The organism is Thiomonas sp. FB-Cd, from assembly GCF_000733775.1.
Lineage (GTDB): Bacteria > Pseudomonadota > Gammaproteobacteria > Burkholderiales > Burkholderiaceae_C > Thiomonas_A.
In genome coordinates this window covers 662,538-679,250 of sequence record NZ_JPOE01000002.1, presented here as the reverse complement: position 1 = coordinate 679,250, position 16,713 = coordinate 662,538, and the positions used below count along the sequence as shown (strand labels likewise).

Here is a 16,713-nt window from a genome sequence, read left to right as displayed (position 1 = left end):
GCGGGTTGCGCGGGCCCGGTACGGCAGGTGCCGCGCGAACCTGACGGAATTGTCATCGCACAGTCATCGGCGTGTCGGGAACGGAGCGCGATCATGGTTGGCAACGCAGGCGCAACGCGCCTGTCCCCATCCCTGATTCGCACGGAGATCGACGACCATGCAAGCCTCACGAAGCCTTTCCCTCGCCTCGGTTCGGCGTGTCGCCGCTACGTTGGCACTCGCCGGCACGGTGGGGGGAGCGCTGTTCTGGGTGTCCCATGCTCACGCCACGCAGTTCGCGGTGCCCGGTGAGCCTCGCATTCCTGCCGGTGCACCGATAGGAAGCTGGGCCGACAATGGCCAAGGGGGCCTGTCCCTGCTGCAGATCATCGGCGGCATCGCGCTGCCGCGCGGAGCGACGCTGCGCGGGACCGTGACCAGCGACACGAACTGCGCGCCCGACGCTCGTGGCCTGAGCCATTGCCACAACGGGATCGACCTTGACAACGGCATGCGCATCGTGGTGGTTCATACCCACGCGATGATGCAGCATCCCTGCCTCGAACCGGGGCAGCGTGTTACGGTTACGGGCCTTTCAGGCACATGGATCACGGCGCGCACGGAAGCAGCGTAGCAGCCGCGCGGTCCCCTCGCCGAGGCCCCGGCGGCCCGACGGCCGAGGTTACCTCGCGCTGGCCTGCTGCGCGTGGACCTGGCCCACGAGGTAATCGACGGCTTTCAGGATGCGTTCGTCGGTCGGGGTCTGCGGAAGATCGCCCGAGACCTCGTAGGTGCCTTCTACCGCCATGGTCGGAACGCCGTCGATGCCATAGTCCTTCATCATCTGCGTGGCGCGTCGGGCCTGCATGGCTACGCCGAAGGAGTTGAAGGTCGCAAGAAAAGTTTGCCTGGCAATGCCGTGCGCGGCCAGCCATGTGGCCATCTGGTCCGGAGTGTTCAGCGCGATGTGCTGTTCATGGATGGCCTGGAAAACGGCGCCCTGCAGGCTGTCGACCTTGCCCAGTGCCAGCAGCGTGTAGTAGAGCTTTTGCTGCGGGATGAACTGCGCCGTGAAGGCCACCGGAACGCGTTCGACCACCACGTAGGACGGCTGCGTGCGCACCCACGCGTCGAGTTCGGGCTCGAGTGCATTGCAGTGCGGGCAGTTGTACCAGAAGAACTCCGTGACCACGACCTTGCCTGGGTGCCCCACCGGCTGCCGGGCGGACAACTCGTTGTAGCCCGTGCCCTTCTGGAAGGGTGCGGCGGCTTGCGTAATCGTGGAGCCCGCGGCGATCGCGAGAAGCATTGCAAGCAGGGCGAGGAGGCGTTGTATCGGATGTTCATTCATGATTGTGTTCTCGATTCGGTGAGGCGTTCGGCATCGGCCCGCCGCAGCAAACCGTAGCTGTGGTCGACCGGAGGGTCCTTGACTTGGAGCAGCCGGAATCGATGTCAGGCCAACCCTGAGCCGGCGCGCCCTCAATCATGACAGGATCGTCATTGGGCGGTCATGTGCTCGACGCAAATGAATGCCTAAACTGTAAACGACCAGCGAAGGAGTCGAGGCTTCGCGCGAGCCTGCGAGCGCGGTGCTCGCGGCACTTGGATGGGCGCCGGGCGACGTGATAACGATCAGGAGGGAGCACGATGGACGACCGAAGGCACGAGCAGCCGACAATGCAAGCGCCGGTGCGCTCGCACGAACACGATCATGGCCAACAACATGTGCACGGACACGGACACCAGCATGAAGATGTTGGCTCGATGCAGGCTGCGCATGCGGGCACTATGCCCGCCACGCGCTACACCTGCCCGATGCACCCGGAAGTCGTCAGCGATTCTCCGGGCGCGTGCCCTAAGTGCGGCATGGCGCTGGAGCCCGTGATGCCGGCGGCACCGGCGTCGCGCACGCAGTGGGTGTGCCCGATGCACCCGGAGATCGTGCGCGATGCTCCGGGTTCCTGTCCGAAGTGCGGCATGGCGCTGGAGCCGCGCAGCGTGGCCACGGAGCCGGAGCGCAACCCGGAGCTCGATTCGATGACCCGGCGTTTCTGGGCCAGTCTCATGCTCGCCATTCCCGTGCTGGCGCTTGCGATGGGCCATGACGTTCCCGGTCTGGCGGGCGTGCTCGGGCCCCATCAGGTGGGATTCTCGTGGGCCGAGTTCGCGCTGGCGTCTCCGGTGGTGCTGTGGGGCGGCTGGCCGTTTTTCGTTAAGGGCTGGGATTCGCTGCGCACGCGCAACCTGAACATGTTCACGCTGATCGCCCTCGGTGTCGGCGTGGCCTACCTGTACAGCATGGTGGCGCAGCTGGCGCCGCAGATCTTTCCCCCGGCGTTCCGCGATCCGGCCACCGGTGCGGTGGACGTGTATTTCGAGGCGGCCGCGGTGATCGTGACCCTGGTGCTGCTGGGTCAGGTTCTGGAACTGCGCGCGCGCAGCAACACCAACGCGGCGATCCGCGCGCTGCTGGGCATGGCGCCGAAGATGGCTCGGCGCATCGTGGCCGACGGCTCGGAGTCGGACGTTCCGCTGGAGCAGGTGCAGGTGGGCGATCGCCTGCGCGTGCGCCCGGGCGAGAAGATCCCGGTGGACGGCGTGGTGCTGGAAGGCGCTTCGTCGGTGGACGAGTCGATGATCACCGGCGAGCCCATTCCGGCCGAAAAAACGGCCGGTGACAAAGTGGTGGGCGCGACCGTCAACGGCAGCGGCTCGCTGGTCATCGAGGCCCGGCGCGTGGGCGCGGACACGCTGCTGGCGCAGATCGTCCACATGGTTTCGGAGGCCTCGCGCAGCCGCGCCCCCATCCAGCGCCTGGCCGACATCGCGGCCGCCTGGTTCGTGCCCATCGTGGTCGCGGTGGCGCTGCTCACGTTCGCGCTGTGGGCGTGGCTAGGCCCGGCGCCTTCCATGGCCTATGCCGTGATCAACGCCGTGGCTGTGTTGATCATCGCCTGCCCCTGTGCACTGGGCCTGGCCACTCCGATGTCCATCATGGTGGCCACGGGCAAAGGTGCCACGATGGGCGTGCTGTTCAAGAACGCCGAGGCCATCGAGACCCTGCGCAAGGTCGACACTCTGGTGGTGGACAAGACCGGAACCCTCACCGAAGGCAAGCCGCGCCTGCAGGAGGTGGTGCCGATCCAGGGCTGGGACGCCGACGAGGTGCTGCGCCTGGCGGCCAGCCTTGAGCGGGGCAGCGAGCACCCGCTGGCGGCGGCGATCGTGCAGGGCGCGCAGCAGCGCGAGCTCGCGTTGGAGGCTCCGACGGACTTCCAGGCCGCGGCGGGCAAGGGCGTCAGCGGGCGCATCGGCGGGCGTGAGGTGTTGCTGGGCAACGCCGCGCTGCTGTCGGGGCACGGCATCGGCATCTCGGCGCTGGCCGCGCCGGCCGAGGTACAGCGCACGCAGGGGCGCACGGCCATGTTCCTGGCCGTGGACGGCCAGCCGGCCGGTCTGGTGGCGGTGGCCGACCCGGTCAAGACCACCACGCCGCAGGCGATCCGCGAATTGCACGAGGACGGCTTGCGCATCGTCATGCTCACCGGAGACAACGAGACCACGGCCAAGGCCGTGGCCCGTGACCTGGGCATCGACGACGTGATCGCCGGCGTGCTTCCCGACCAGAAGGCACAGCACGTCAAGCGCCTGCAGGCCGAGGGGCGTTTCGTGGCGATGGCCGGCGACGGCATCAACGACGCGCCGGCGCTGGCCCAGGCGCAGGTGGGCATCGCGATGGGCACCGGCACCGACGTCGCCATGGAAAGCGCGGGCGTGACTCTGATCCAGGGCGATCTGCGGGGCATCGTGCGCGCGCGCCACCTGAGCCGCGCCACGCTGGGCAATATCCGCCAGAACCTGTTCTTCGCCTTTGTCTACAACAGCCTGGGCGTTCCGGTGGCAGCCGGCATCCTGTACCCCTTCTTCGGCGTGCTGCTGTCGCCGGTGATCGCCGCCGCCGCGATGTCCTTTAGTTCAGTCTCGGTGGTGGCCAACGCGCTGCGCCTGCGGCGCGCGAAGGTGTAGAGGCGCGAGTCGCGAAACGGCAAGATGAATGCGCCCATCCCAACTCATACGAGGAGAGAGTCATGAGTTCGTATGTTTTCAGTGTGCAGAGCCCGAAGGGCTTCGAGGCCACCGTGCAGGCCGTCACCGAGGCGCTCAAGCAGGAGGGCTTCGGCGTGCTGACGACGATCGACGTGCAGGCCACGCTCAAGGCCAAGCTGGGCGTCGAGCAGCGCCCGTACACGATTCTGGGGGCCTGCAACCCCCAGTTCGCGCACCAGGCTTTGCAGGCCGACCCGGACATCGGTGCCCTGCTTCCCTGCAACGTGGTCGTGCGCGAGGATGCCGATGGCAGGGTTCATGTCGTGTTCATGGACCCGCAGCCCGTGCTGGGCATGGTCGCCCGGCCGGAGATCGAAAGCCTGGGACGGGAGGTTCGTTCCAGGTTGCAGCGTGTGGCCGCGTCGCTGCGCCGCTGATGCCCTCGATCGAGCCTTGCCAGCCCGGAAGCAGCGAGGCCTGGCAGGTCGCACGTTGAATCGCGGGCGCGGCAGGTACCGCGCGGATGCGGCTTGAAGATGACAGCAATCTCACGCAGCCGTCATCGAGCCGACAGCACCGGATAGGTAGGCTGGTTTCGCGGGTCGGATCTGCGCACGGCGCGCATCATGACCGACACGATCCCAGTCCTGCACGCAAAGGTCTGGTCTCATGGAATTCTGGAAATCGGTGCGCCGCGCGAGGAGCGCGAGTATTCAGGCCCCGCGGGCAGACATTCTCGATGCACGGCACCGCACGCTGCTGCTGGCATCGGCCACGCCAGCCGCTTCATCCCTGTTCACGCGCGCCGCGCGTCCGCAAGGACCGAGGCGGATCGAACATCCCAACGGGGCGAACGAGGCGGATTCACTTCAGGCTCGATCAACCCGGCGCGACGCCGTAGATTCATCCCCACCCCGAAACGCGCACCTGGGGAATCGACGACATCCGGGTGATCGTTCAGGACCTCCGCATCGCGACCGACGGCACGCTGCTTTACATGACCCGCATGCACGACCTGAGGGGAATGAAAGGCGATCGCTTCCTGGTCAACGGGCGTGGGCAGCGCTATGCCGCGGCGCCGGCGCAACACGTTCGCCTGAACCTGCGCAACGGCTCGAACGCCCGCATCTACAACTTCGCCTTCGACGACGGGCGAGCCTTCCAGGTCATCGCGTCGGATGTAGGACTGCTGGTCCGTCCCGCGACGATCCGCCGCCCGGTGCTCGCGCCGGGAGAGCGGGCCGAGATCGTCGTCGATTTATCCGGCGATCAAGGAAGGCAACTCGTGCTGCAAAGCCGTTCCGCCAAAGTGATCGACATCCTCAACGGATCGCCCATGGACGCCGACGCCTGGGAGCGGCGCACCATTGACTTGCTGCAACTGCGCGTGGGCGCGCCGAACTGCGCGAGGTCCGGTGTTCCCGCCAAACTGGTCGAAATAGATCCTGTTCCTCTCGCAGCAGCCAGAGTGAGGCGCTTCGCGCTGTAGGCCATGCGCATGGGTTCGATGATGCGTTGGGCAACGCGGACCGCGGCGCCCTGGTCGACTCGGGCCCGGGCGGCATGAGCCCCGGTATTGGCGGACAGGATCTGTTCTCGATCAACGATCAATTCATGCAAATGAACCTGATCAACCAGCGCGTGCGCCTGGCCATGCGCTTTACGCCGCGGGCCGACGAGGCGCACCCCTTTATGTGCCACTGCCACATTCTGGAGCACGAGGGCAACGGAATGATGGGGCAGTTCACGGTGGACTGAGGCCGGGCGCGCGGGGCGGCGTCGAGTCCGCGTGCGCCCAAGCGCGGCTGAGGACGGAGATGACCGCAACGTAACTCGCGCGTCATCGTCGTGTGCGCAGCCGCGGCCTAGAGTGGATCGCAAGAACGTCAGACACGCGTTGGATGCCCTCCGGGTGCGTCCAGAACGCTAGAACCGGATGGAGGTCGAAATGCAATGGCTTGAACAGAACTGGCTCTTTGTGCTGCTTGGCGCGGGGGTGATCTTCTTCATGATGCGCAGTGGCGGCATGGGCTGCGGCATGGGCGGTGGCATGCGCAGAGGGCAGGGCGGGAGCGCTGACGGCGCTTCGTCGCACGATCATGGCCAGGCACCGATGCCGGCGCAGGCTATCGACCCGGTGAGCGGGCGCCGGGTGGACCCTTCCACCGCAATCAGCACGGTGTATCGCGGCCTGCCCGTGTACTTTGAATCGCGCGAGAACCGCGACCGCTTCGAGGCCGCTCCCGGACAGTTCGCGCTGACGCAGGCCCAGAAGCCCCAGTCTCACCGCCACGGCGGTTGCTAAGGCATCAGAAGGGAGCTGCGCCAGGCGGCGGGCACGCCCGGGCGGGTCACGGCGGGCGCCGGCCAGCAGGCGCAATCCATGAACTCACCAAGGAGTACAACATGAAAACCAAGGATCCGATTTGCGGCATGGACATCGATTCCGCCGCGGCCTTCGCCGCCGAGAACCACGGCGGCCAGACCTACTACCTGTGCTCGGCCGCATGCCGCGTCAAATTCCGCCAGGATCCTGCACGCTACGCGCAGGCGGCGCAGCCTGCGGCCCCGCACTCGGGCGGATGCAGGCACGCCGAACATGCTGGGCACGGCTGCTGCAAGTAGGCCCGCGATGACAAACCCTACGATCCGTGCCGGCGCCGCTTCCGAGGGCGCCCCCGGCAAGCCACGGGCCACGGCACGCCGCGCAGGGCCGTGGCCGTGCTGCTGGCTGCCGCATTTGTGCAGGCGCTCGGATACAGCGCATGGATGCCGCTACTGCCCCTTTATCTGCACAGCTACGTTGCGCCCGGAAGCACCGCGGAGATTGCAAGCAACGTGGGACTGCTGAGCGGGGCCTATACGCTGGCCTTGTTCGCCAGCGCTGCATGGTGGGGACGCCTTTCGGACCGGCATGGTCGGCGTCTGGTGCTGATGGCGGGATTTACCGCCTATCTCGTGGGCATGTTCGGCTCCGCCCTGGCCGCGAGCCTGGCGCAGGCCTACGCGGCTCGCATCTTGTCCGGCGTCGGCGCCGCCGCGGTGATCCCGGCGGCGCAGGCCTATCTGGCCGACGTCAGTGACCGTCCCGCACGCAACCGCCGATTCGCGCTGCTGGCCAGCGCCAGCTTCATCGGTTTCGTCACCGGCCCGCTGCTCGGAACCTGGCTGGCCGGGCCGGTGATGCGCATGAGCACGCAGGCCATGCCCTGGATGGTGAAGCTGCCTCTCGCGGTCGTGGCCGCGCTAGGGGTCATGCTCCTGCCCATGCTGGCATGGAGCCTGCACGCGCCGGCTCCGCAGGCCATCGACGATGCCGGTGCCATGCCGGCGATCCGCGACCGGCGCTTCGCAGGGGTGAGCATGATCCTGGCAGGCCTGGCCGCCTACGCGGTCGGCAGTTTTGAGACTGCCTTCAACCTGCTGGGGGCGTTACGCCTGGGGGCAGCCGTCGGAGCGATCGCCTTGTTGTTCGTCGTGTGCAGCGGCTTCATGCTGGTGGCCCAGGGGCTGCTTGCCTGGCGCCCGCTGCGCGAGCGCTTCGAGCGTCGGTGGATGGCCGCGGTGTTGGCACTCGGCGCTGGGTTCATGCTGTCGGCGCCGCGCTCGCCAGACATGCTGTCGCTGGGCATGACGGTCGCGGCCGTGGCGCTCAGCATTGGGTTGGTCGCGCCGTCGCTGGCCTACGCCCTGCTGGACCATGACGCCGGCGCGAAGGGCGCCAAGCTCGGACGCCTGGCCGCTGCGGGCAACCTTGGGCAGGCGCTCGGGGCCTTCGTCTCAGGTGGCCTGTTTTCGTTGCGTCCGGAAGCTCCCTTCGTGCTGGCCGCGCTTTTGCTGCTGTGCGGATCCGCGGGCGCATGGCTGTACTGGAGACCTTGCACGCCCGCGCGCGCCGAGGTCTCGTGAAAGGAGTGAGGCCATCATGGAATCCTGGTTGTATTTCCTGCTGGTGGCAGGGATCTTCGTGCTGCTCATGCGCTTCGGCTGCGGAGGCCATGTGATGGGCCGAAGTCGCAAGGATCCGGCGCTCGACATGCCCGCGGCGTCCCTCGGCGCAACGGGCCCGAGCGCCCGGGGCGATGCTGCACGGCCTGCACGCCTGCCCGTGATTGGGCTGGGCATGAGCCTCGGGCTGTTCCTGGTGCTGACCTTTGTGGCCTGCGTAGGCTTCGACCTGTTGTTTCCCGCCCAAGCCATGGCCAGGGTCTGGATGCCGCTGCTGCCGGGCTTTACCTGGCTCAGTTGGAGCAGCTTCCTGCTCGGGGTGCTCGAGAGCCTGGCTTACGGCTGGTACGTCGCTCTGATCTTCGGACCCCTGTACAACTACTTCTCGTCCGTTGTGGCTGGCTGAAGCCGGCTGCCCCCTCGTCATGCCAGACACCACGCGCCCGAAGATACCTCGCCGTGCGGCGCCCGCTAGCCGGCCCCATATGGCTGCCACGGTACCCGCGATCCCTGCGCGCACGGCACCCGCGGTACCTGCGGTCCCTGCGCATGCGGCTCCCGCCGCGCGCGTGCCGTCTGCCGCCGACACCCTCGACCATGCCCTTCCGGACCGAAGTTTCGTGGCCTGGTTCGGTCCGACCGTAACGAAGGCCGGAGCTGCTGTCGGCAAGGCCCCCGCGCCCGCGAGGCGAACCCACCGCAATGGCGCGAACAGTGAGGCGGCATAGCATGCCCAGAGATATCGTGAAAGCCCGGCGCTCGTGGATCGGATTCAACGAGGTGCCCACCGGAGAGCGCATGGCGGTGCGGGCACTGGGACGCGCAACGGCTCCGTGGATGGCAGGCATCGCGTTGCTGGCCGTGATCTCGTTCTACCTGGAGGACCTTCAACGCAGCGCCGCACCTGCGCTGTGGGGGCTCCGCATCGATGGCTTCATTCTCGCCGCCTTCGTGCTCGAGACGGCATTCATGCTGGCACTGTGTCGCAAGCCGGCACGCTACCTGCTGGCAAACTGGCTCAAGCTCCTCATCGTCGCATCGTCGGGCCTGGTGCTGTGGGGCGCAAGGGTTCATGCGACGCCGGTTGCGCACCTGCTGCAGCTGATCTACGTCGCCCTTGTGTTCGCCTGGCTGCTCAGGCATGTGCGCGCCGCGTTCTCCCGGAACGTCATCCCCTTTGCCACGTTGCTGGGTCTCGGTGCCGTGCCGCTGGCAGCAGTGGGGTTCTGCCGCATCGAACCTACCGTGCACAGTTATAGACAAGCCGTATGGCTGGCCTTCACGACGGCGGCCACCGTCGGCTAAGGCGACATCGTGCCGACCAGGGCAGCTGCCAAGGTCCTGGCCGCGCTCGACGTGGTGGTCGGCTACGCCGTGTTCTCGCTGATCACGGGCGGAATTGCGGCGCTATTCGTGGGCCAGGCGGAATCGCTCGCCCGGCACGCCTTGCACTGCGACGTGGCAGCCATGCGCGATGAACTGCAGCAATGGCGTATCGAACTCACAGGCCGGAAAGCCGGCGGTTCCGGTTCCAAGGGGCCGCACTCTGTGCACGACGAACCCAGGGTGTAACGAAGCCTTCGCTGCCACACCGGTCTTGGATAGAATTCCAGTCGAGTGTGCCTTGATCCCATGAAGCTGCTGCGTGACCTCCTGCTGGCCCTGATGCTCGTCGCTGTGTCGACGGGTGGCGGCGGCGCGTTCGCAGCGGCTGCCCTACCAGGACATGCTTGCCCGCGGGCCGGCGCCGCGCCAAGCGCGGCGACGTTCGCGCCGCGCGCTGAGCGTCCGGTGCTGTTCAAGGCCGGCGCCCGCATCGGCATCCACAGATCGGGGATTGCGGGGGATGACGTGGTGCAGCACGCGTGCCACGCATCCGGCACCCTCACGTTGGGCGCCGCGCCCGTCCCGATGCGACTGGTCGTGCCGAAGGGGGATGGTAGCTTGCGCCCAAGCGTTGTACGTTGGCTGGTGGCGGGGCGCATCGACACTCTCTATCGTCCTCCCAGGGCCTGAATCGGCGTTCCCCGAACACGGCGATGGAGCCTTGTGCCCATCGCCAATCGCCGATGACCAGGGACTCCGCGCCCGCGGGCTCCCGGACGACAACCGATGGAGGTGGTCCTATGCGTATGCCGATGCGTTGGGCGGCTGCTGGCGTCATGGTGGTGGCCATGGCTGCAGCCGCGTCTTACTTTTTCCTGACCGACAGCCCTCGTGCACCGCGCGCGACATTTTCCCTGCTCTCCGGGCGTACGCTGAGTACGGGGCAACTGCGTGGCAAGGTCTACTTGGTGGACTTCTGGGCCACGAGCTGTGCCACGTGCATCGCGGAGATGCCGCAGATGATCCAGACCTACGAGCGCTTTCGTGGCAAGGACTTTGATTTCATCGCCGTGGCGATGAGCTACGACCCTGCCAACTACGTGGCAGATTACAGCCGCACGCGGCATCTACCGTTCCAGGTCGCATTGGACGGAAGCGGTCAGGTCGCTAGGGCGTTCTACGACGTACGCATGACCCCCACGACCTTCCTGGTGGACAAGCAGGGCCATGTGGTCAAGCGAATTCTCGGGCGTCCGGATTTCGCGACGCTGGATGCCCTGATCCGCGATGAATTGGCGCGCCCGGCGTGAGCATGATGATGAATCCTTCCTTCTTGATCGAGGCCGGGCTTGCAATGTTCGCCGGCGCGCTGCTCAACCTTACGCCATGCGTGCTTCCGGCGGTCCCCATCAAGGTACGCACCATCTTGCGCGAGGCGGGCGAAACGGCTGGCTCGCGGGCGTTGTCGGCGACCTTGTTCACCCTGGGTTCGGTTTCGTTCTTCGCGGCTCTCGGACTGCTCACGGCGCTCGCGCACCTGCAATGGGGCGTGCTGTTCCAGTCGCGTTGGGTGCTCACGGGGCTGATCCTGATACTTGTGCTGCTCGCAGCGGCCAGCTTCAGCAGGCGCTCGCTTCCGATCCCCGGCGCCCTTGCACAGCTGGGTGGCGCACGGTATTTCGAGCCCTTCGCTTCGGGCATGGCTGGGGGCATCCTATCGACGCCATGCACCGGTCCGCTATTGGGGGGCGTGCTGGTTTTTGCGCTGACCCGACCCACGCTCGACATCGTCACCCTGTTTGTCGCCATCGGCCTGGGCATGGCCTTGCCATACGTGCTCTTGCTGCTTCGTCCTTCCTGGTTGCAGCGCCTGCCGCGGGCCGGAGCGTGGACCGAGGTGGTTCGGCGAAGTTTCGGCTGGCTGCTGTTCGCGGCCGCGCTGTTCTTCGCGCAAAGCCTGCTGCCAGGCTGGCTCGGCAACGCGCTGTGGCTGGTCTGGCTCGCTGCGCTGGCGTTGTGGGTCGTGTTCGTCGCGATGCGTGCCCGCGACCAACGCAGTCGCTGGGCGGCAGTGCTCGCGGCCTTGCCGGCATTGGTGCTTGCCTACTTCGGCTCCGGAGTCTGGCCCGTGGTGGGGCAGGGTATGCCGTGGCAGCCGCTTCACGCCGACGCCGTGGCGCAGATCTCCGGGCTGCACAGGCCGGCGCTGGTCGAGTTCACCGCGGCATGGTGCCTGAACTGCAGGGTCATGGAACGCACGGTCTACCGCGACCCCGAGGTGTTGAAGGCCGTGCGTGAGTCCGGTGCGATCGCGCTTCAGGCCGACCTGACCCGCCCCGACCCGGCATTGCAGACACTGCTCACACGCTACGGCGGAGCGGGGCTGCCGTTTCTTGCCGTACTCGACAGCAGGGGCCGGGAGGTCGGGCATTTCTCGGGGCTGTTCACCGCTGGCGCGTTGATCGGCCGCCTGCACGAGTTGCCCACCTCGATCGTGTCCACCGACGCCGGCGCACCGCGCGACTCGGCGGATGAGGTGGGCGCCCGCATGGCCTCGACGCCGGCAGGGGCCGTGGTGACGCTGGACATCGCGCGAGGGTGGCACGTGTATTCCAACCCGCCCTCCACTCGGTACCTGATCCCGGCCAGCGTGACGGCCTTTCGCGCGGGACACGCGCTGTCGATCACTCCTCGCTATCCGCCGGGCCAGGACATCGGTATGCGCATTGCACGCCAGACCATCCTGGTCTATGAGAACGGGGTGAGGATCGGTCTGCCGGGGCTGACCGACTTGCGCGCGGTGCAAGTGCGCGTGCGGGTGCAAGCCTGCAAGGATTCGGGCTTGTGCCTGCCGCCGGCGACCATCGTGGCGAGACCTCCGGCGGGGTGATCCGAGCTGGATGACATCCGTGGGGCCGCAGATGACAAAACCGTCATCTGACGGTCATGCTCCGGAAAGTATGGCGTTTCTAGCATGCGTTGCTCGGAGTGGACAGCGTCCACTCCACAACGGTCCGCGCGGCATGAACCCGCCGCGCGGAGAATTCCCTCAGGAATCGAGGAATCCATGCAACGTTCATACCCAGATGCGCTTCGTGGGGCTGGAATCGCCCGGCGCCGCTTCGTCCAGGGCTTGGCCGCCGGCGGCGTGCTGTTCGGCCTGCCCACGCTGGCTGCTCATGCGCAGGGCCTCCCCGCAGCCACGCACACGGGCGGCGCCCCGGAGCTTCGCGGCACCGAATTCGACCTGGTGATCGCCGAGACCCCGGTGAACTTCACCGGCCATGCGCGCATGGCCACCACCGTCAACGGCTCGCTGCCTGGGCCCACGCTGCGCTGGCGCGAAGGCGACACGGTGAGCATTCGCGTCACCAACCGCATGGCCCGCATGACGTCGATCCACTGGCACGGCATGCTGCTGCCCTACCAGATGGATGGGGTCCCGGGCCTGAGCTTCGCCGGCATCGCCCCCGGCCAGACCTTCGTCTACCGTTTCCGCGTGCGCCAGTCGGGCACTTTCTGGTACCACTCGCACGCTGGCATGCAGGAGCAGACCGGGCTGTACGGCGCGATCGTCATCGACCCCGCCCACGGACACACGGTACAGGCCGACAGCGACCACGTGGTGTTGCTTTCGGACTGGATGGATGCAGATCCCATGCGGGTGCTGGCCAAGCTCAAGGCCGACAGCGGCTTCGACAACTACCACCAACCCACCGCGGGGGACTTTTTCGAGGACGTCAGGCGCAACGGCCTGCGCGCAGCGCTGGACAAGCGCGCCATGTGGCAGCAGATGCGCATGAGCTGGGGCGACCTGTCCGATCTGTCGGGCGCCACGCTCACCTACCTGGCCAACGGCACCACGCCGGCCGGCAACTGGACGGCGCAGGTGAAGCCCGGCAAGGTGGCGCGCCTGCGCTTCATCAACGGCGCCGGGAACACTTTCTACGACGTGCGCATCCCGGGCCTGAAACTCACCGTGGTGTCCACCGACGGCCAGGACGTGGAGCCGGTGACGGTGGACGAATTCCGCTTCGGCCCTGGCGAGACCTATGACGTGCTGGTGCGCCCGACCGACGATGCGTACACGATCTTCGCGCAAAGCATGGACCGTACCGGCTACGCACGCGGCACGCTGGCGGCCCGCCCGGGGCTGAGCGCCCCTGTGCCGGCGATGGATCCGCGCCAGAACCTGACCATGCTGGACATGGGTATGTCGTCGATGTCCGGCATGGCGGGAATGGGTTCCATGCCGGGCATGGACATGGGTTCCTCGCCCGCGGCGCGTCACGCACCCACCGAGTACGGTCCCGGCGTGGACGCCCGCGTCGACCATCCGCGTACCAACCTGGACGACCCCGGCGTGGGGTTGCGTGGCAACGGACGGCGTGTGCTCACGCTGGCCGACCTGCACACCGTGGGCGGCCCGCTCGATGCGCGCGAGCCGGGGCGCACGCTGGAGTTCCACCTCACCGGCAACATGGAGCGTTACGTCTGGTCCATCGACGGGGTGACCTTCGGCGACTCCGCGCCGATCCTGTTCCACCACGGCGAGCGCCTGCGCGTCACGCTGGTCAACGACACGATGATGACCCATCCGATGCACATGCACGGCATGTGGAGCGAGGTCGAGGACGCGAAGGGCCGGTTCCTGGTGCGCAAGCACACCGTGCCAGTGCAGCCGGCGCAGCAGGTCAGCTACCTCGTCACGGCCGATGCTGTGGGGCGCTGGGCCTGGCATTGCCACATGATGATGCACATGGATGCGGGAATGTTCCGCGAAATCCTGGTGGCCTGAGGGAACGAACATGCACAAGACGATCCACACGACCTTCCATGCGAGCCTCCTCGCGGCAGCCATCGCGGCCGCGATTCCGGCGTCGGCGCAGGCGATGGACATGCAGGGCATGACCATGCCGGCCAGCCCCGCCGCCGCTGCGATGGCCTCCACTGCGATGCAGGGCATGGACATGTCCGCGAAGCCGGCGTCGGCCCCCGCAAAGGCCTCGCCCGGCCCGGGGGCGGCGTCGAACGCCATGCCGGGCATGGCGATGTCCGCGAGCGCGACCCCGGCTTCCGCGCAGACAGCGCCTCGCACGGCCGACGCCGATTCGGGCGGCTACACGCTCACCACCGGGCCGTACATCCCGGCCGGTGTAAGGTCGCCACGCCTGGCGGACCAGGAGAGCTTCGGCTCGGTGCTGGTGGACCGCCTGGAGCGCGCCTACAGCCACGACTCCGGCAACTGGACCACCTACGACGTGCAGGCCTGGTACGGGCGCGACTTCAACCGCCTGGTGCTCAAGGCAGAGGGGCAGGCCTCGCAGGGGCGTCTGCAGGATGCGCGTACCGAACTGCTGTGGGGCCACGCCATCGCCGCGTACTGGGACTCGCAACTCGGTGTGCGCCACGACAACGGCGGAGGCCCCGACCGCAACTGGCTGGCCTTCGGCGTGCAGGGCCTGGCGCCGTACTGGTTCAACGTCGAGGCCACCGGCTACCTGGGCGACCAGGGACGCAGCGCCTTGCGCCTGAGCGCCAGCTATGAACTGCTGCTGACCCAGCGCGTGGTGTTGCAGCCGCAGCTCGAGCTCAACGCCTACGGCAAGGACGATCCGGCGCGCGGCATCGGCAGCGGCCTGTCCGACGCCACCGCCGGGCTGCGCCTGCGCTATGACATCTCGCGCCAGTTCTCGCCCTACATCGGCGTGGAGTGGAGCGGGCGCTTCGGGCGCACCGGTGACTACGCCCAGGCGGCAGGCGAGCGCCGCGACACCACCGACGTGGTCGCCGGTGTGCATTTCTGGTTCTGATGTTCCTTCAACCCACCTTCTGGATGCACTGCATGTTCAAGATCAAGAATGTCCTGGCGACGCTGGCGCTTGGCGGCCTTTGCGCCAGCGCCTGGTCCACCCCCGCCGCCGCGCCGATGGCCTCGATGCCGGGCATGGGTTCGATGCCCGGCATGGCTTCCATGTCCCAGGGTCAGGCAATGCCGCAGCCCGCGGTTCCCGGGAACCCGGTGAGCGTGGGTGGGCCGGGCACGGCCTCCGCGGTGAGCCGGACGATTCGCATCTTGGCCGACGACAGGATGCGCTTCTCGCCTGACGTGGTGCATGTCAAGCCGGGCGAGACCGTTCGCATCGTCGTCGTCAACCAGGGCCAGGCGCGCCATGAACTCACCATCGGCGTCCAGTCGGAGCTCGAGGAGCACGCGAAGATGATGGCCGCGATGCCGGACATGCCCAATGGCAAGGAGCCCAACATGGTGGCCGTGGCGCCGCAGGGTCAGGGCGAACTGATCTGGCGCTTCGGACAGCCCGGCACGGTGCCGTTCGCCTGCACCATGCCCGGACATATGCAGCAGGGAATGATCGGGCGATTCATCGTCGACTGAACGCGGTGGGCTCGACGGCCGGGCGGCACGCTGCCCGGGCGATGGGCACCGCGATAGGCCCGATGGTTCACTTCATGAGGCGATCCAGCAGCGTGCGCATGGCCGCCGAGTCGTAGTCGCGCCCGCCGATGGCTTGGGCAACGATGTTCCCCTGCTTGTCGATCAGGTAGGTCGAGGGGATCCCCATGACGCCGAAGGCATGGGCCGCCTGGCTCTTGCCGTCCAGCAGTACCGGGAAGGTGGGCGAGGGAGAAAGTTGTCCCATGAAGGCGAACACGCTGTCAACGCTTTTGCCCTGGTCCAGCGCGAGCACAACGAAGGGCTTGCCCTTCATCGACGCGTAGAGCCTCTCGATCGACGGCATCTCGGCGCGGCACGGCGGGCACCAGGTGGCCCAGAAGTTCACCAGCACGACCTTGCCGCGGTATTCGGCCAGGGTGTGAGTCTTGCCGTCGATGTCCTTCAGCGTGAAGGACGGGGCTGCGCGTGCAGGCTCCACCGGGGTCATGAACGGGGCCGCGCCATGCGCCGAGGCGCCAAAGCCTGCCAGCGCGACCAGGCCGGCGGCCGCCAGGTGTCTGACGCGATCAAGGCCGCGAATTGCGGGGTGCGCATTGGGCGCCGCGCACCACGGCATGGTGTTCGATGGCATCTTGCTTCCACTCGTAGTTCAGGTTGAAACGGGTTCCGGCAGGCAGGTCGACCGTGGTGAAACCCTGCGCCCAGTCGCCCGGTTGCAGGGTCTGGCGCGGCGGCAGGATGGACCAGTCTGCGGCGAGGCCGAAGGCCTTCCAGCGCGCCAGCCAATCGGTCTTGGTGATCAGGCGGTGCCGCTTGCCATCCGTCGCGACAGCGCGCCACCGGCTGACGTCATAGCGCACGGGCTGCCCCGCGGAATTGCGGATGGTCGTGCCGAACACGCACACCGCGGCGACCTCGCGTACCGCGCCTTGGGGTATCCCATGTTCTCGAAAAAAGCCTGCGCCTGCTCGCCGTCCAGCGGCGTCAATTGC

The 16,713-nt window shown here is 67.3% G+C and carries 20 protein-coding genes; 17 read left to right on the top strand and 3 right to left on the bottom strand.

Going from position 1 to position 16,713, the window contains the following annotated elements:
• Positions 1-157 precede the first annotated feature (157 nt).
• A complete protein-coding gene (locus tag CD04_RS0103330; RefSeq protein ID WP_031404376.1) occupies positions 158-613 on the top strand; it encodes a hypothetical protein in 456 nt (151 codons plus the stop codon).
• Between the two features lie 48 nt (positions 614-661).
• Here the strand turns inward: CD04_RS0103330 and CD04_RS0103325 are convergent, their stop codons facing one another.
• Entirely contained in the window at positions 662-1,330 is a 669-nt protein-coding gene (locus tag CD04_RS0103325; RefSeq protein WP_038167462.1) for a thiol:disulfide interchange protein DsbA/DsbL, read from the bottom strand.
• Between the two features lie 440 nt (positions 1,331-1,770).
• On the opposite strand from CD04_RS0103325, the gene CD04_RS0103320 reads away from it, so the two are divergent.
• From CD04_RS0103320 to CD04_RS0103255, 16 genes are all read left to right on the top strand, one after another.
• Positions 1,771-4,008, top strand: a complete 2,238-nt coding sequence (locus tag CD04_RS0103320; protein WP_051849206.1) for a copper-translocating P-type ATPase — start codon at positions 1,771-1,773, stop codon at positions 4,006-4,008.
• Positions 4,009-4,070: 62 nt separating this feature from the next.
• Positions 4,071-4,466 (top strand): DUF302 domain-containing protein, encoded by a 396-nt coding sequence (locus CD04_RS0103315; RefSeq protein ID WP_031404373.1) that lies wholly within the window; start codon positions 4,071-4,073, stop codon positions 4,464-4,466.
• A gap of 512 nt (positions 4,467-4,978) precedes the next feature.
• Positions 4,979-5,518: a hypothetical protein gene (locus CD04_RS23530; RefSeq protein WP_051848893.1), complete on the top strand. Its 540-nt coding sequence runs from the start codon at positions 4,979-4,981 to the stop codon at positions 5,516-5,518.
• Positions 5,519-5,544: 26 nt separating this feature from the next.
• Positions 5,545-5,787 carry a multicopper oxidase domain-containing protein gene (locus CD04_RS23525; protein ID WP_051848892.1) on the top strand — a complete coding sequence of 81 codons (243 nt, stop codon included), beginning with the start codon at positions 5,545-5,547 and terminating at the stop codon, positions 5,785-5,787.
• 190 nt (positions 5,788-5,977) lie between these two features.
• Positions 5,978-6,334 carry a hypothetical protein gene (locus CD04_RS0103305; protein ID WP_038167939.1) on the top strand — a complete coding sequence of 119 codons (357 nt, stop codon included), beginning with the start codon at positions 5,978-5,980 and terminating at the stop codon, positions 6,332-6,334.
• 101 nt (positions 6,335-6,435) lie between these two features.
• Complete coding sequence (locus tag CD04_RS21335; protein ID WP_038167460.1) at positions 6,436-6,654, top strand: YHS domain-containing protein; 219 nt, start codon at positions 6,436-6,438, stop codon at positions 6,652-6,654.
• 90 nt (positions 6,655-6,744) lie between these two features.
• Complete coding sequence (locus CD04_RS0103295) at positions 6,745-7,938, top strand: MFS transporter (protein ID WP_051848890.1); 1,194 nt, start codon at positions 6,745-6,747, stop codon at positions 7,936-7,938.
• A 16-nt stretch (positions 7,939-7,954) separates the two neighbouring features.
• Positions 7,955-8,383, top strand: coding sequence for a hypothetical protein (locus tag CD04_RS24345; protein ID WP_231480451.1), 429 nt, complete (start codon positions 7,955-7,957; stop codon positions 8,381-8,383).
• Between the two features lie 323 nt (positions 8,384-8,706).
• The gene (locus tag CD04_RS0103285) at positions 8,707-9,282 is read left to right on the top strand and encodes a hypothetical protein (protein ID WP_031404369.1); all 576 of its coding nucleotides are present in this window, start codon (positions 8,707-8,709) and stop codon (positions 9,280-9,282) included.
• Between the two features lie 9 nt (positions 9,283-9,291).
• Complete coding sequence (locus CD04_RS22395) at positions 9,292-9,549, top strand: hypothetical protein (RefSeq protein ID WP_051848889.1); 258 nt, start codon at positions 9,292-9,294, stop codon at positions 9,547-9,549.
• 60 nt (positions 9,550-9,609) lie between these two features.
• The gene (locus CD04_RS22390; protein ID WP_051848888.1) at positions 9,610-9,993 is read left to right on the top strand and encodes a hypothetical protein; all 384 of its coding nucleotides are present in this window, start codon (positions 9,610-9,612) and stop codon (positions 9,991-9,993) included.
• Between the two features lie 110 nt (positions 9,994-10,103).
• The gene (locus CD04_RS0103275; protein WP_031404368.1) at positions 10,104-10,613 is read left to right on the top strand and encodes a TlpA disulfide reductase family protein; all 510 of its coding nucleotides are present in this window, start codon (positions 10,104-10,106) and stop codon (positions 10,611-10,613) included.
• A 2-nt stretch (positions 10,614-10,615) separates the two neighbouring features.
• Positions 10,616-12,193 (top strand): cytochrome c biogenesis protein CcdA, encoded by a 1,578-nt coding sequence (locus CD04_RS0103270; protein ID WP_231480450.1) that lies wholly within the window; start codon positions 10,616-10,618, stop codon positions 12,191-12,193.
• Positions 12,194-12,370: 177 nt separating this feature from the next.
• Complete coding sequence (locus CD04_RS0103265; protein WP_031404366.1) at positions 12,371-14,101, top strand: copper resistance system multicopper oxidase; 1,731 nt, start codon at positions 12,371-12,373, stop codon at positions 14,099-14,101.
• Positions 14,102-14,111: 10 nt separating this feature from the next.
• Positions 14,112-15,116, top strand: a complete 1,005-nt coding sequence (locus tag CD04_RS0103260) for a copper resistance protein B (RefSeq protein ID WP_031404365.1) — start codon at positions 14,112-14,114, stop codon at positions 15,114-15,116.
• Positions 15,117-15,148: 32 nt separating this feature from the next.
• On the top strand, positions 15,149-15,700 hold the full coding sequence (locus CD04_RS0103255; RefSeq protein WP_231480449.1) for a multicopper oxidase domain-containing protein: 552 nt from the start codon (positions 15,149-15,151) through the stop codon (positions 15,698-15,700).
• A 67-nt stretch (positions 15,701-15,767) separates the two neighbouring features.
• Here CD04_RS0103255 and CD04_RS21325 read toward each other — a convergent pair whose 3' ends face one another.
• Positions 15,768-16,352 (bottom strand): TlpA disulfide reductase family protein, encoded by a 585-nt coding sequence (locus CD04_RS21325; protein ID WP_231480448.1) that lies wholly within the window; start codon positions 16,350-16,352, stop codon positions 15,768-15,770.
• Positions 16,288-16,620 carry a hypothetical protein gene (locus tag CD04_RS0103245; protein ID WP_156030062.1) on the bottom strand — a complete coding sequence of 111 codons (333 nt, stop codon included), beginning with the start codon at positions 16,618-16,620 and terminating at the stop codon, positions 16,288-16,290. The genes CD04_RS21325 and CD04_RS0103245 overlap by 65 nt, the downstream gene beginning before the upstream one ends.
• Between the last annotated feature and the right edge of the window lie 93 nt (positions 16,621-16,713).